The 13399-nt window shown below is 63.2% G+C and carries 14 protein-coding genes; 11 read left to right on the forward strand and 3 right to left on the reverse strand.

Features of this window, described 5'->3' with window-relative positions; all coding sequences use genetic code 11:
• The first annotated feature begins 22 nt into the window (after positions 1-22).
• From F8O05_RS12765 to F8O05_RS12795, 7 genes are all read left to right on the forward strand, one after another.
• Positions 23-991, forward strand: coding sequence for a CPBP family intramembrane glutamic endopeptidase (locus F8O05_RS12765; protein ID WP_158053133.1), 969 nt, complete (start codon positions 23-25; stop codon positions 989-991).
• Positions 892-2193, forward strand: a complete 1302-nt coding sequence (locus F8O05_RS12770; protein ID WP_158053134.1) for a multicopper oxidase family protein — start codon at positions 892-894, stop codon at positions 2191-2193. The genes F8O05_RS12765 and F8O05_RS12770 overlap by 100 nt, the downstream gene beginning before the upstream one ends.
• Positions 2148-2579 (forward strand): multicopper oxidase domain-containing protein, encoded by a 432-nt coding sequence (locus tag F8O05_RS12775; RefSeq protein WP_158053135.1) that lies wholly within the window; start codon positions 2148-2150, stop codon positions 2577-2579. The genes F8O05_RS12770 and F8O05_RS12775 overlap by 46 nt, the downstream gene beginning before the upstream one ends.
• Entirely contained in the window at positions 2566-3024 is a 459-nt protein-coding gene (locus tag F8O05_RS12780; protein ID WP_158053136.1) for a hypothetical protein, read from the forward strand. The genes F8O05_RS12775 and F8O05_RS12780 overlap by 14 nt, the downstream gene beginning before the upstream one ends.
• A gap of 29 nt (positions 3025-3053) precedes the next feature.
• Complete coding sequence (locus F8O05_RS12785; RefSeq protein WP_158053137.1) at positions 3054-3434, forward strand: cupredoxin domain-containing protein; 381 nt, start codon at positions 3054-3056, stop codon at positions 3432-3434.
• A 97-nt stretch (positions 3435-3531) separates the two neighbouring features.
• Positions 3532-4146, forward strand: a complete 615-nt coding sequence (locus tag F8O05_RS12790) for a vitamin K epoxide reductase family protein (RefSeq protein ID WP_158053138.1) — start codon at positions 3532-3534, stop codon at positions 4144-4146.
• An 82-nt stretch (positions 4147-4228) separates the two neighbouring features.
• Positions 4229-4579: a TFIIB-type zinc ribbon-containing protein gene (locus F8O05_RS12795; protein WP_158053139.1), complete on the forward strand. Its 351-nt coding sequence runs from the start codon at positions 4229-4231 to the stop codon at positions 4577-4579.
• A 451-nt stretch (positions 4580-5030) separates the two neighbouring features.
• On the opposite strand, the gene F8O05_RS12800 is transcribed toward F8O05_RS12795, so the two are convergent.
• A protein-coding gene (locus tag F8O05_RS12800; RefSeq protein ID WP_404811375.1) for an IS3 family transposase occupies positions 5031-6211 on the reverse strand; the annotation gives its coding sequence in 2 pieces (ribosomal slippage) (positions 5031-5942 and positions 5945-6211; 1179 coding nt in all).
• A 570-nt stretch (positions 6212-6781) separates the two neighbouring features.
• Between F8O05_RS12800 and F8O05_RS12805 the strand changes: the two genes are divergently transcribed.
• The 4 genes from F8O05_RS12805 to F8O05_RS15260 all read left to right on the forward strand — a co-directional run bounded on the left by F8O05_RS12805 (position 6782) and on the right by F8O05_RS15260 (position 10390).
• On the forward strand, positions 6782-7831 hold the full coding sequence (locus F8O05_RS12805) for an IS30 family transposase (protein ID WP_192497180.1): 1050 nt from the start codon (positions 6782-6784) through the stop codon (positions 7829-7831).
• A gap of 358 nt (positions 7832-8189) precedes the next feature.
• Complete coding sequence (locus F8O05_RS12810) at positions 8190-8576, forward strand: ArsR/SmtB family transcription factor (RefSeq protein WP_158053140.1); 387 nt, start codon at positions 8190-8192, stop codon at positions 8574-8576.
• Entirely contained in the window at positions 8569-9804 is a 1236-nt protein-coding gene (locus F8O05_RS12815) for an MFS transporter (RefSeq protein ID WP_158053141.1), read from the forward strand. Before F8O05_RS12810 ends, F8O05_RS12815 begins: the two co-directional genes overlap by 8 nt.
• Positions 9805-10114: 310 nt before the next feature.
• Entirely contained in the window at positions 10115-10390 is a 276-nt protein-coding gene (locus tag F8O05_RS15260) for a hypothetical protein (RefSeq protein WP_318655824.1), read from the forward strand.
• A gap of 492 nt (positions 10391-10882) precedes the next feature.
• Here F8O05_RS15260 and F8O05_RS12825 read toward each other — a convergent pair whose 3' ends face one another.
• Both F8O05_RS12825 and F8O05_RS12830 read right to left on the reverse strand, forming a co-directional pair.
• Entirely contained in the window at positions 10883-12130 is a 1248-nt protein-coding gene (locus F8O05_RS12825; protein WP_158053142.1) for an IS256 family transposase, read from the reverse strand.
• 262 nt (positions 12131-12392) lie between these two features.
• The gene (locus F8O05_RS12830; protein ID WP_158053143.1) at positions 12393-13394 is read right to left on the reverse strand and encodes a cation diffusion facilitator family transporter; all 1002 of its coding nucleotides are present in this window, start codon (positions 13392-13394) and stop codon (positions 12393-12395) included.
• Positions 13395-13399: the final 5 nt, after the last annotated feature.

Below are 13399 nucleotides of genomic sequence, written 5' to 3' on the forward strand. Positions count from 1 at the left end.
GGGGTCGCAGCAGCTGCGCACCGTGGAGACCGAACCGCTCGACTACCATCGCCTGCTGCGCGGCGCCCCCGCCTACCGGTGGTGGAAGCCGCTCGCCCTGCTCCTGCTCTCGGGCGTGTTCTTCGGCATCCTCACCGTGGTGGTCACGGTGACCGTCATCCCGGTGCTGATGCTCACGGATCCCGACTACCCCGCCCAGGTCGCCGCAGGCACCGCCGCCGCACTCGACACCCAGCGGCCCGTGTCGGTGCTCGTGAGCATGGTGTCGATCATCATCATGCTCCCGGCCGTGCTGCTCGCGATGCTCGTCATGGGCATGCGACCCATCGGCCGGATCTGGTCGGTCGCCGGCCGCATGCGCTGGGGACTCCTCGGCAGGCTGCTCGGCGTCTCCGTGCTCGCGATCGCCGTCATGAACCTCGTCGGCATCGGCGTTGGCGTGCTCCTCGATCCCGCCGCCGGTGCCGCAGCTGCTCCCAGCGAGACGGGCTTCGACGCGCGCGCCGCCGTGCTGTCGATGCTGCTCGTGCTCATCCTGGTGCCGCTGCAATCCACCGCCGAAGAGGTCGTCTTCCGCGGGCTCTTCATGCAGGTGCTCGGGGCGTGGCTCAGAAACCCCTGGTTCGCGATCCTCATCCCCTCGATCGGCTTCGCGTCCCTCCACATCTACGACATCTGGGGGCTCCTCGCCGTCGGGCTCCTCGGCGCCGTCTCCGCCTGGCTCACCTGGCGCACCGGCGGCCTCGAGGCGGCGATCGCGATCCACATCGTCAACAACTACGTCGCCTTCGGCATCATGGCCTCGGGCCTCACCGGGGAGACCGCGCAAACCGCAGGCGACGGCAGCCCGGCCGGGCTGATCGGCCAGATCGCCGGCCTCGCCCTCTTCGCGTGGCTCACACTGCGCGTCTTCACCCGAGGCGGGCACGGCAGGCAGCGCATCGACCTCGTGCAGATGCCCGCCTCTTCGCAGGAGAGGGGCACCCGGTGAACGCGAACGAGCCGACCCCCGAGGCGCCGCACGGAGCCGCGCGCCCGGGCATCACCCGTCGCGGGGTGATCGCCGTGGCCGCCGGCGGCCTGATCGCCGGCACCGTGGTCACGCTGAGCGGATGGACGCCGCAGCCCAAACTCATCCTCGCGCCCAGCGGAGCCGGGAATCGCACCCCGCTGCCGATCCCGCCGCTCGCCGAACCGGAGATCGCCCACGACGGCACCCGCGTCTTCTCCCTCACCGCGCAGGCCGGGGAGAGCCGCATCCATCCGGGCGGGCCGACCCCGAGCTGGGGCTACAACGGCGCCTTCGCAGGCCCCACGCTGCGCGCTGCCGAGGGCGATCGGGTACGCATCGTCGTGCGCAACGAGCTCCCCGAGACGACTACCGTGCACTGGCACGGCATGAAGCTCCCGGCGCAATACGACGGCGGCGCGCACCAGCCTATCGCCCCTGGTGAGGAATGGATGGCCGAATGGGAGATCGAGCAGCCGGCCGCAAGCTGCTGGTACCACCCGCACACCCACGGCACCACCGAAGCGCAGGTGGGCCGGGGGCTCATGGGCCTGTTCCTCCTCGACGACGAGCTCAGCGCGTGGAGCGGCCTCCCGATCGACTACGGCATCGACGACGTGCCCGTCATCGTCACCGACCGCAGCTTCAATGCCGACGGCTCCTTCGCTGCACGCGAGCGCACCGCCTTCGGTCTGCTCGGGGATTCGGTCATCGTGAACGGCGCCCTCTCCCCGACGTTCGAGGTCGCCCGTGCGCTCACTCGGCTGCGCCTGCTGAACGGTTCCTCGGCGCGCACCTATCACTTCGTGGTCCAGGGGGTGCCGATGATGCTCGTCGGTACCGAGACCGGACTGCTCCCCGACCCTATTCCGATCAACAGCGTCACCCTCACCCCGGGCGAGCGGGCTGAGGTGCTCGTCGAACTCGAACCCGGCCAGACTGCCATGCTGCAATCGGTGCCGCACTCGCTCGGGCTCCTGCAGAGCACCTCCCGCGCGGCCGGCGCCGACGACCGCTTCGACGTGCTTGAACTGCGCGCCGCGGCCGCCTTCGACGGCCCCGAGCTCGCGATCGCGGAGCTCGACATGCTCGCCGCCGCCCTGCCGCCCCGCTCGAGGCACCAGACGTCATTCGGTCGATGGTGCTCACCAACAACCGGATCAACGGCGCCACGATGGACATGAGCCGCGTCGACCAGGTCGTCACCGTCGGTGCCCGCGAACGCTGGATCGTCGATAACCAGCACCACCTGCCCCACAACCTCCACATCCACAACGCGCGCTTCCTGGTCGTCAGCGTCGGCGGCGAACCCCCGCGCGACTTCGAGCGCGGCTGGAAAGACACCGTCTACGCGCCACCCGGACGACCCGTGATCATCGACGTCGAGTTCGGGCGCAGTAGCGACCCCGACTGGCCCTACATGTTCCACTGCCACTGGCTCATGCATCACGACATGGGCATGATGGGGCAGTTCGTCGTGATCGACGAGACCCAGGAACCGCCCACCGCGATCAGCACCCCCGCCGTGCGCGCGAACACGCCCGCAGGAGGCATGAATGGCAGCCACTGACGAACCCGCCGCCCGCCCGCGCGGAACCCGGCGGCTGCTCGGAGCGATCGCGCGGTGGACACTCATCGTGCACGCCGCGCTGCTCGTCGCTCAGCCCTTCATCGCCGGCACGATGCTCGATGGCCGCAGCGCTGATGCGCAAGCCTGGCACCTGAAAATTGGCATGGTCCTGCCCACCATCGGATTCGTGCAGATCGTCGTTACGTTCCTCGCCTGGGGACTTGCCCGATGGCCCCAGGGCGCCTTCACTGGTTCGATCGCGGTCTGGGTGCTCGAACTCGCCCAGTTCTTCATCGGCTATCTGGGCATGCCGCTCGCGATGCACATCCCGCTCGGGCTGTTCGTCGTCGCCGCGGGGGTCGGCATGGCCTACGCCTACGGCTACCGGGCCGTGCCACGCGCGCTGGTGCCAGCCAGTACCCTGGCGGACGCGCACCCGAACTAGCCCCGAGAAATCAAGAGAAGAGAGAAACCATGGACACTGACATCCGCCGCATCCTCGTGCACGCCCTCGGAGCCGTAGTGACGGTCGGGCTGCTCGGGGGCCTCGCCGCCTGCGCCGCCTCGAAACCCGAGGTCACCCCCTCCGCCGATGACGCTGACCCCGCCGTCACCGTGCGCGCCTACGACAACGCCTACGACATGCCAGAGGTCGACGTCACCGAGGGCGAGGCCGTGCGCTGGGTGTTCGAAGGGCAGAACGAGCACGACGTCGTCGCGGGGGACGCGAGCTTCGTGAGCGAGCTCATGCGGCAGGGCAGCTTCACCCACGTCTTCGACGAAGCCGGCAGCTACGAATACGACTGCTCGATCCACGCCGAAATGAAAGGCGTCGTAAACGTGACGGCCGACTGACCCATGCTCAGGATCCCGCACACGCAGCGCGCGCCTGGCCACCATCCGGCCTCGGGCAGCCGTCATCCGCTCAGCCTGCCCTGTGTAGATTCGAACCATGACCACGAGCGCTGAGACACCGTTACGCCGACGACGCATCGGCTTCGCGTGGTTCTCGATCGTGGCCGGTATCGTCGGCTGGTTCGCCTCCTTCGAGCTGCTCACCGAGTACATCAAGACGCTGCAGGAACCCACTCACGCACCCAACTGCAACATCTCGAAGCTCGTCACCTGCGGGCCGAACATGGACTCCTGGCAGGGCTCCCTCTTCGGGTTCTCCAACACCATCATCGGTGTCACCGCTTTCACCATCCCGATCCTCATCGGGGCCGCGATCCTCGCCGGAGCCCACTTCGCCCGCTGGTTCTGGCGGCTCTACTGCCTCGGCCTCCTCGGAGGCATCGTCTTCATCACCTGGCTGCAGTACCAGAGCTTCTACTCGCTCGGCACCCTGTGCCCCTGGTGCATGGTCGTCTGGACGGCGATGATCCCGCTCTGGTGGGTCACCCTCGCGAAAGGCGGCGCCGACGGCGATCTCGTCGTAAACGAGTCGGCTATCCGCAGGCTCACCGGGTTCGCATCCTGGGCCTGGGTCGCGATCCTCCTCCACTTCGTCATCGTCGCCGCCGTCGCGCAGCTCGCCGTCGACTGGCTCTTGGAGTTCCGACTGTGACCCGGCCGGGCGCGTCGAACTCACAGTCTGCGGCAGTCAACTTCACAGCCAGGGAGCGACCCGTCTGCTCTACGCTGACATTATGAACTGCCCGAGCGACGGAACCACCCTGCTGATGAGCGAACGACAGGGCGTCGAAGTCGACTACTGTCCGCAGTGCCGAGGTATCTGGCTTGACCGGGGCGAGCTCGACAAGATCCTCGAGCGCATGCAGGCCGACACCGTCGCAGAACCGGCCCCGCAGTACTCCGAGCCCCGCCGTGAGCAGCCCCGGTACGACGACCGCGACGACCGGCGCTATGACGACCTGGGGCGGGGCGGCCACCACGATGATCGGCGGCGGGACGATCACTATGACGACCGCCGTCGCGACCCCCGCTACCGTAAGAAGAAGAGCCCCTTCGAGTTCCTCGGCGACATCTTCGAGGGCTAAACGTGCGAGCGCGGGGTGCTCCTGTCCAGCCGTGGCATGTTCTCTGCGTGCAGCCAGGTACTCCTTGCGATTGGATAGTTCTGCCTAGCTATGCCTCGTGCTCTATTTCCCGTGAGGGGTCCGGTAAAAAATCGACCTCGTGTATCTTGGCTCCTCCGAAGAAGTGTCCCGACTAGGGAATGTCTGCTGATTGACTCGTGAAGGAGTTGGGATCTCGGAGTGGTGTCTTGTCTCCAGTCTTCTCCGATGATCTGTGGGCGTTAATCGCTGATGTGATGCTCGGTCCGCTAGGAAATTGGGGCCGCCCCGGTCGCTGATTCTCTCCTGATCATCGAGGCGATCATGTGCCGGTCTCGGTGGGGAACGGGTGGCCGGATCTGCTCAGATATTGTGGCCGTTTCAGACAGTGTGGCAGCGGGGGTCTGATGCAGGAACTGGTGACAGTTTCGGTTTAGGCCGCGAGGATCGCGGCGGGTTCCATGGTGGTCTCGAACTCGATCGGGGTCAACCCGCCGAGTCCGTCTTGTTCTCGTTGCCGGTGGTAGCGGCGCTCGACCCAGGTCACGATCGCCAGCCGCAGGTCTTGACGGGTCTCCCATCGTCGTTGCTGGTTGAGGACGTTCTTCTGCAGCAGCGACCAGAACGATTCCATCGCGGCGTTGTCTGCCGCTGACGCCACTCGTCCCATCGAGCCGACCATGTCGTGCCGGCGCAGCGCCCTCGCGACCGCTTGCGAACGAAACTGGCTGCCGCGGTGGGCATGCAGGATGCAGCCGGCGACGTCACCGCGACGGGCGACGGCGTGCTCGATCGCGTCGACGACGATGTCGGCATGCATCGTCGATTTGATCGAGTAGCCGACGATCCGGTTCGACCAGGCGTCTTTGATCATGCAGCAGTAGAGCTTGCCTTCGGCCGTCCAATGCTCCGTCAAATCCGTGAGCCAGAGCCGGTTCGGCGCATCAGCGGTGAACAGTCGCTTCACGAGGTCATCGAACACCGGCGGGCCCGCCTTCTTGCCCTTGCCGCGTCGGCTGCGCTGCGAAGTCGAGACCGCGCCAACCTGAGACGCCAACGACCACGCGGTCCTGCGACTCATCCGCAACCCTCGCCGGCGGGCGAAGTTCGCCAGCTGCCGATAGCCGAGCGTCGCATCATCGACATGGCCGTCGAACAGCACGTTCATGCGGCGAGCGCGCAACCATTCAGCGTCAGCGACAGGGTCGCGCTTCCACCGGTAGTAGGGCTGACGGGCGAGCTTGAGAACCCGGCACGACACCGTGACGGGCACCCCGTCATCGGCGAGCTCGCTCACGAGCGGGTAGATCATTTTGGGGAGCCGCCAAGCTTCAGGTTCGCCTGCGACAGATACGCCGCCGCCTTCCTGAGGACCTCGTTCTCCTGCTCGAGCAACCGGTTCCGGCGACGCAGATCACGCACCTCAGCAACCTCGTCTCGAGTCTGACCAGGGCGGCTGCCTTCCTCGATATCGGCCCGCTTCAGCCAGTTCGTCAGCGACGCCTCCGAGATCCCGAAATCCTCGGCAACCTGTCTCAACGTCACCCCCGGCTCACGGCGGCGAGCGACCGCGACAACGTCATCGCGAAACTCACGCGGAAATGGTCTGGGCATGAAGACATCCTCCCTCAGAGCCTCCCGGCCCTAAAGATCAGTTGTCACCAGTTCCTGCATCAGACCCCGGTGTATAGGGAATAGCCGCTGAGCATACCTGGAATCGGGTGCAGGCCCGCCTCCACGGGGACGCCGAACGTGCCTGATTGATCGACTGGAATATCCACGACGGATTCCACGTTCGGGTGTGTGCAGCAGCACCGATGAACCTGTCCCAGACACAAGGGTTTCTTAGAATTTCAAAGAATTCCTTATCGAGCCATCTGAACGTAGGGTCGGGCGCTCTCGAAGGCCTACTCATGAAGGTGCGTCATCTGGTCGATGGGCGTGGCCTTCGGTTCGGGGCTCTAATGGCTTGCGGGCAGAACAGCGATTTGCCTATAAACATCCCGCTGACAGAGCGGATGTGTGGTAGCTGTTGCACCCCGCCCAATGCGGTGTTGGGCAACAGGGCCTATTCATCGAGCATAGTCCGCACCTGTCCGCGCTAGCGCGGTACCCGGGTTCTAGACGGAAGCGCAACACCTAAAGTGTGAGTTGTCTAGACCACCACCGAAGGGCTGCGCTTCCTTGTCCACACTTTACCGCCACCTCACCCTGAACGACCGGATCGAGATCGAGAAACTCCACGACCACGGCCACACCCACGCCGAGATCGCTCGAAGAATCGGCGTGCACCGTTCAACCATCGGCCGCGAGATCAAGAAGCGTTCCTGGCAACCTGAACACGACCACGCGAATCTTCGCCCCTACCTACGGAACAAACTCGACACCCGTCACCGGCGAGACCGGGTGTATCTCGCTGGTCAAGCACAACTCCACGCCAACACACGCCGAGCACGCTCGCACCAGCCCTACCGAATGACGCATGACCCGCTCGTTGATTGGGTGATCACACATTTGGGGCGGGGGTGGACCCCGGAAGAGATCAGCGGACGCCTCCCTATCGAGCACCCCACCGATCACCGTATGCGGGTCAGCCCAGAAACGTTGTATGCCTGGATTTACTCACCCGGCCAACAGCATCGGCAGCTGCACCAATACCTTGCTCGGGGGCAGAAGAAACGACGCCGCATCAAGGGCCGAAAGGTACACACGGAACGCATCAAATATCGGGTCTCGATACATGAACGACCCGCCGAGGTATTGACGCGGGAAGAGTTTGGGCATTGGGAATCAGACAGTGTGCTGGGCGCACACGGCACCGGCGGTATTCACACCATGGTCGAACGCACAAGCCGTTACTACCTGGGAGTGAAGCTCTCCCGAGTCGCTGCTGCCCCGACTCTGGAGGCGCAGCTTGGCGTGTATCGGGTGCTGCCTGCACACGCCGTCAAATCTGTCACAGCCGACAATGGAAGCGAGTTCGCACACCATTACATGCTTGCCGACACGATCGGGGTGCCCACCTATTTCTGTGACCCGTACAGCGCATATCAGCGGGGCAGTAACGAGCACTTCAATGGTCGGCTACGGAAGTATCTCCCCAAGGGCACAACCTTCGAGGACCTCACCCAGGAAGAACTCGACGAGTACATCGGTGAGATCAATGACCGGCCCAGGAAAGTGCTGGGTTGGGCGACCCCGGCAGAGGTATTCCAGGAGTTATGCTCGGGGTAACTCACTGGGTGTTGCACTCCGAACTAAAATCCGGGGTATTGAGGCTGTTGATGCCTGAGTCGCGCGATCAGTAAGCCAATCGGAGAAGGCGTGGACCTTAAGGCGGGTGCCCGCCGAAGCTTGACGGAGACAACGGCATGGCCGGAACGGGGCTAAGTGTAGGCGCTCCTGGCCGAAGTGGGGGTGGGCGCTCGCGAGCCGATACGTCAAGCCCGCGATCGCGTACCGGGCCGGGGTTGTCCTCAAAGTCGTAGTTGCGAAGCTCGGCCTTTTGGAATGACACGTTCGCTGCCGCCGGCTGCCCTAGGTCTGTTGCCCTCCTTGCTGAGGAGGGATCGAATCACTAGCATATATAAGCATGAATGCAGGTACGCGGATAAATTTCATCGAGTCTGAACCTTATCTAGAGTTCGCTGTTGAAGTATTCGCCTTGCTGGCGGACGTGACTCGCGTGCGCATCGTGATCGCCCTGCAGGAGGGCGAGCTTTCGGTGAATCATTTGGCGGACATTGTGGATCGCTCACCGGCTGCAGTGTCGCAACATCTAGCGAAACTGCGTGCTGCGCGTGTCGTCGTGACCCGGAAAGACGGCCAGCGCGTGTTCTACCGGTTGGCGAACGAGCACTCCACCCGATTGGTTGCCGACGCGATTTACCAGGCCCAGCACGCAAACGAAGAGTCACCGGCGCACCACATGGTCAAACCGTCCCTGGCCAATGTCTTTGGAGAGTCGTCCGATGCTTAGTGTGCTCAAGAACACAACATTTACCAAGCTGTTCTCGGCACAGATTGTAGCTTTGCTGGGGACGGGGCTCTTGACTGTGGCGCTGGGCCTGCTCGCCTTCGACATTGCGGGTGGAAACGCGGGCGTGGTGATGGGCACTGCGCTGACGATCAAGATGGTCGCCTATGTGGCCGTCTCGCCGATTACCGCGGCACTCACCGCACGGCTTCCTCGGAAGCCGGTGCTTATTTCCGCTGATCTCGTGCGGGCGGGCGTCGCCGTGGCGCTGCCATTCGTGACTGAGGCCTGGCAGATCTACGTGCTGATCTTCCTGCTCCAATCGGCTTCAGCAACGTTCACGCCAGCGTTTCAAGCGGTTATCCCCGAAGTGCTGCCCGATGAGCGTGAGTACACGCGCGCGCTATCGCTGTCTCGTCTCGCCTATGACCTTGAGTCCCTGGTGAGTCCTATGATTGCCGCGATCCTGCTGACGGTGATCAGCTACAACAATCTATTCGTTGGCACAGTGGTGGGGTTCTTGTGCTCCACGATGCTTGTTGCGCTCACGGCCTTCCCGAACGCCATTCCCGGTCCTGCGACCAAGTTCTTCACCCGTCTCACTCTGGGCGTGCGGGTCTTTTGGGCTCGGCGAGAACTGCGGTCTTTGCTGGCATTGAATCTGGTTGTGGCCACTTCGACCGCGATGGTGATCGTGAATACGGTGGTTTTGGTGCAGGGGGAGCTTGAGCGCACTCAGGCAGACGTGGCGTTGCTGCTTGCGAAGTACGGGGCGGGGTCGATGGTTGTTGCGTTGGCATTGCCCCGGCTTTTGGACAAGCTTCCGGATCGGAGAGTCATGCTGTGGGGTGCGGCCTTGATACCGACCGTCTTGCTCTGCGCAGCAATCGTTCTGTTTACGCCGGAGGCTCCTTGGACTTGGGGCGCGCTGATGCTGGCGTGGTTCATGATGGGGGCAGCGAACTCCCTGATACTCACGCCTTCTGCACGGCTCCTCCGGAGAAATTCCGACGAGACCAATCGACCGGCGGTATTCGCGGCGCAGTTCTCCCTGTCGCATGCCTCCTTTATGATCACGTATCCGCTTGCTGGGTTGCTCGGAGCCTGGATCGGTTTGCCGTTCACCGCACTGATACTGGTTGCCATTGGGGTAGGGGGAGCGGTCTGGGCAATCCTGACTTGGAACACGAGCGCTGCGGTTCGGACCGGAGGCTCGGGGGAAGCACTATGAAAAGGGTTATGAGGTTCGTGGGCCTTCGCGGACAGGCACCTTATCCTCTGACGGTGCCCTGCCTGCTGCCCGTCCGGTTCGGCGAAGATGATGCCGTCTCTAAGTGGACCTGACAGGGAACGACATGTTTCATACGAGTGAGTCCACGCTTGAGCTCCACTACTACGGAATCCCAGGAGGGTCGAAGGCTGGGAGCAGGACTAGTGGTCAGGCGGACGTATCTGTCTATACTCGGGGTGGTTGTCCGTGTGTGATGACAGTGGACTCGATGCTGACCTATTGAACGGGTGGGTATCATCGAATTATCTCGATGAAGGCGAATGCTTCGAGCGCGAACTCCCAGGTGGAAGAAGCGGTTGCAATGACGTCAGCTACCCGGCTTTTTCATAGTGTCAGTGACCCCTCACGTTTGGTGATCCTGCAGCACCTGCTGCGCGGCGAGTACCGCGTGGTGGACCTGATCGAGCATGGGACTATCTCCGAGCACAGTTTCCAGGCCTCTGGCATATCTGAAAGAGACTGGGCTCGTCAGCTCGCGACCGGAGGGTTGGGCATCAGTGTATTGCTCACCCAGAGTGTCTTGTAGTGTTGCTTTCCGCGGCGGAAAAGTTGCTCGCGCTGACAGCTGACGCCGTTATGCTCTGCCCCCTGCATGGCACTGGCGTAGTGACCGAGAAGCAGCAGCTCTGCCTCCTCGCCCCTAGCTTTTAATGCAGCCTGTTTGGCGCTGTGTCAGTCTGCACGAGTCACAGCCCTTCCCTGCGGGGTGGCGGGGCGAAGAAACTGTGTGACTCGTCCCGGTTTCGGGTCTTGTTCCTCTTGAAACGGTAAGGAGGGGTAACGCCGGAGAAGATCGACTACCTGAGCGCGATCGCACCGTCGGACTTGTCAGAAACCTTCGTGCCAACCCCGTCATTCTGTCCATAGATCCTGATCGGCGGGGTAGCTGTAGGTCTGGATTAGGAGATTTGCGGCCTCGCTCCGGTACTCCAAGGCGAATTTCCTACGTGTTCTCATGAGACATCAGGGTCAAGTCCCGGGTGGTGGTGTAGCGCGGTGTCCTTCGATGTTGTGATGGTTAGGCGCTGAGTTCGAGGACGGTGTCGGTCACCTCCTCGGCGTTGGTATCGGTGACGAGGGTGAGCCTGCTCTTGGCTAGGATCTCGAGGCCGAGGTAGCGGCGGCCTTCTGCCCATTCATCGGTCTGTTCGGCCAGCACGGCGCCGACGAGGCGGGTGATCGCGTCCCGGTTGGGGAAGATCCCGACGGAGTCGGTGCGGCGGCGGATCTCACGATTGAGGCGCTCGTTGGGGTTGTTTGACCAGATCTGTTGCCAGAGCCCTTCGGGGAACCCGGTGAACGCGAGAATGTCTGCGCGTGCTGTGTCGAGGTGTTCGTGCGCGTCGGGGAGCTTGCCGTCGACGTAGTCGAGGAGCCGGTCGAACTGCGCGTGAACAGCGGCAGCGTCGGGCTGGTCGTAGACGGAGTGCAGCATCGCTTTCACCGCCGGCCACATGCTCTTCGGGGTCACGGACATGAGGTTCGCGGCGTAATGGGTGCGGCAGCGCTGCCAGACCGCGCCGGGCAGGTTCGCGGCGATCGCCTCGACCAGGCCCGCGTGCGCGTCGGAGGTGACGAGGCGCACCCCTCCCAGACCGCGGGCGACGAGGTCTGCGAAGAAACTGTTCCAGGCAGCCCCTGTCTCGCTGGTCGCGACGCGTAGGCCGAGGACTTCACGGCGTCCGTCGGCGTTCACGCCGGTCGCGATCAACACCACGGCATTGATGACGCGGCCGCCTTCGCGGACTTTCATCGTGAGTGCGTCGCAGGCGACGAATGTGAACGGGCCTGCTTCGTCGAGGGGGCGGTGACGGAACTGGTCGACGTGTTCGTCGAGGTCTGCGGCCATCCTGGACACCTGCGATTTCGAGAGCGAGTGGATGCCGAGCTGTTTGACGAGCTTGTCCATCCGGCGGGTCGAGACGCCGGCGAGGTAGCAGTCCGCGACCACGGTGATCAGCGCGGTCTCCGCGCGTTTGCGACGCTCGAGCAGCCATTCCGGGAAGTATGTGCCCTGACGGAGCTTCGGGATCTGAACGTCGATGGTGCCGATGCGGGTATCGAGGTCGCGGTGTCCGTAGCCGTCGCGCTGGGTAACGCGGTCCGGGGAGGGTTTGCCCCATTCCGCGCCGCAGACGGCATCCGCGTCTGCGGATAGGAGCGCGTTGATCATGGTCTGCAACAGCGAACGCATCAGATCCGGCGACGCGTCAGTGAGGGCTTGGGTGAGGAGGCCGACAGGGTCGACAATATGAGGAGCGGTCATCGTGATGATGCCTTTCGAGTGGAGGTAAGAGACTTCTCGAAGGGTCACACGGTGACCGCGCCTACGTCCATGACGAGGTAGGCCACCGGGTGGTTACACCACACTACGGGGCACTACTGACATCAGTATCAGCAGGCCAAGAGGTCTCCCCGGGATTGAGGTCCTTGGCTCAAGGCGAAAACCTATGTGCAGCATGACGAGGTCGAAGGGGTGGAGTTGCTCGATGAGCTCCACCCCTTCGATCCTGCGGGAGGGTGGAATGCTAATGGCTGTGTCCTGCGTGCTGGCCTCCACTGACTGATGGGGTCGTGGTGAGGCCGGCAAGGTCACGGTGCATTGCGCCTTCGTGATCGATATGGCCTGCCTCTTCGATCTGGAAAGTGGCATGCTCGATGTTGAAGTGTTCACGCACGAGCTCCGTGAGTTCGTCCAGGACTCGGTTGCCCGATCCGCTGGCTGCCACGTCCTCATCGAGGACTATGTGTGCGCTCATGACGGGGACGCCACTGGTGAGTGCCCATACGTGCAAGCTGTGGACTGTGCCGACTCCGTTTGTGGCCTCGATCTCGCTGCGAACTTGCTCAATGTCGATGCCGTCAGGCACTCCCTGCAGGATGATGTTGATCGCCTGCTTGAGGAGCATGAACGCGCGGGGCAGGATGATGACGCCGATAGCTGCGGCGGCAATCGCGTCCCCCTGCTTCCAGCCGATGGTGACGTTCAGGATGCCAGAGACAATAATCGCGGCCGCACCAATTCCGTCGCTCATGACTTCGAGGAAAGCTGCCTTGACGTTCAGGCTTTCTTTGGCACCGCGGCTGAGGATCACCAGGGAGATAGATGCACCGATCAGGCCAACGATCGCAAAGATGATCACGCCGCCGCCGGCGACATCAGCCGGGTTGAACCAACGTTCCACCGCTTCGAACAAAATGAATCCACCAAGGGTGAATAGCAGCAGGCAGTTGATCAGCACGGCGACGATCTCCGCGCGCATCATTCCATATGTGCGTTTCTTGGACGCGCGGCGCGTGGCCAGGAACGTCGCGATAAGCGCGATGAGGATGCCGCTGCCATCGATGGCCATATGCATGGCTTCAGCCATCAGTGCGAGGCTACCGGTGAGCCATGCTCCAATAAACTCCGCGACGATGATGGTCACATAGATGCCGAGTACGATCATCAGTCGGCGGCGGTGTCCTGCAGTCGCGGTCTGCACCCCGCCGTGACTGCCCCCGTGGTCGTGATTGTGTCCAAGTCCCATGTCTA

The sequence above is a fragment of the Gulosibacter chungangensis genome, from assembly GCF_008831155.1.
Classification (GTDB): Bacteria; Actinomycetota; Actinomycetes; order Actinomycetales; family Microbacteriaceae; genus Gulosibacter; species Gulosibacter chungangensis.

What these genes read in the sequence shown, in the direction of transcription:
- F8O05_RS12810 (WP_158053140.1), top strand. Translation starts at nt 8,190, where the DNA reads ATGAATGCAGGTACGCGGATAAATTTCATCGAGTCTGAACCTTATCTA.
- F8O05_RS12775 (WP_158053135.1), top strand. Translation starts at nt 2,148, where the DNA reads ATGGTGCTCACCAACAACCGGATCAACGGCGCCACGATGGACATGAGC.
- F8O05_RS12780 (WP_158053136.1), top strand. Translation starts at nt 2,566, where the DNA reads ATGGCAGCCACTGACGAACCCGCCGCCCGCCCGCGCGGAACCCGGCGG.
- F8O05_RS12825 (WP_158053142.1), bottom strand. Translation starts at nt 12,130, where the DNA reads ATGACCGCTCCTCATATTGTCGACCCTGTCGGCCTCCTCACCCAAGCC.
- F8O05_RS15260 (WP_318655824.1), top strand. Translation starts at nt 10,115, where the DNA reads ATGAAGGCGAATGCTTCGAGCGCGAACTCCCAGGTGGAAGAAGCGGTT.
- F8O05_RS12790 (WP_158053138.1), top strand. Translation starts at nt 3,532, where the DNA reads ATGACCACGAGCGCTGAGACACCGTTACGCCGACGACGCATCGGCTTC.
- F8O05_RS12830 (WP_158053143.1), bottom strand. Translation starts at nt 13,394, where the DNA reads ATGGGACTTGGACACAATCACGACCACGGGGGCAGTCACGGCGGGGTG.
- F8O05_RS12795 (WP_158053139.1), top strand. Translation starts at nt 4,229, where the DNA reads ATGAACTGCCCGAGCGACGGAACCACCCTGCTGATGAGCGAACGACAG.
- F8O05_RS12785 (WP_158053137.1), top strand. Translation starts at nt 3,054, where the DNA reads ATGGACACTGACATCCGCCGCATCCTCGTGCACGCCCTCGGAGCCGTA.
- F8O05_RS12815 (WP_158053141.1), top strand. Translation starts at nt 8,569, where the DNA reads ATGCTTAGTGTGCTCAAGAACACAACATTTACCAAGCTGTTCTCGGCA.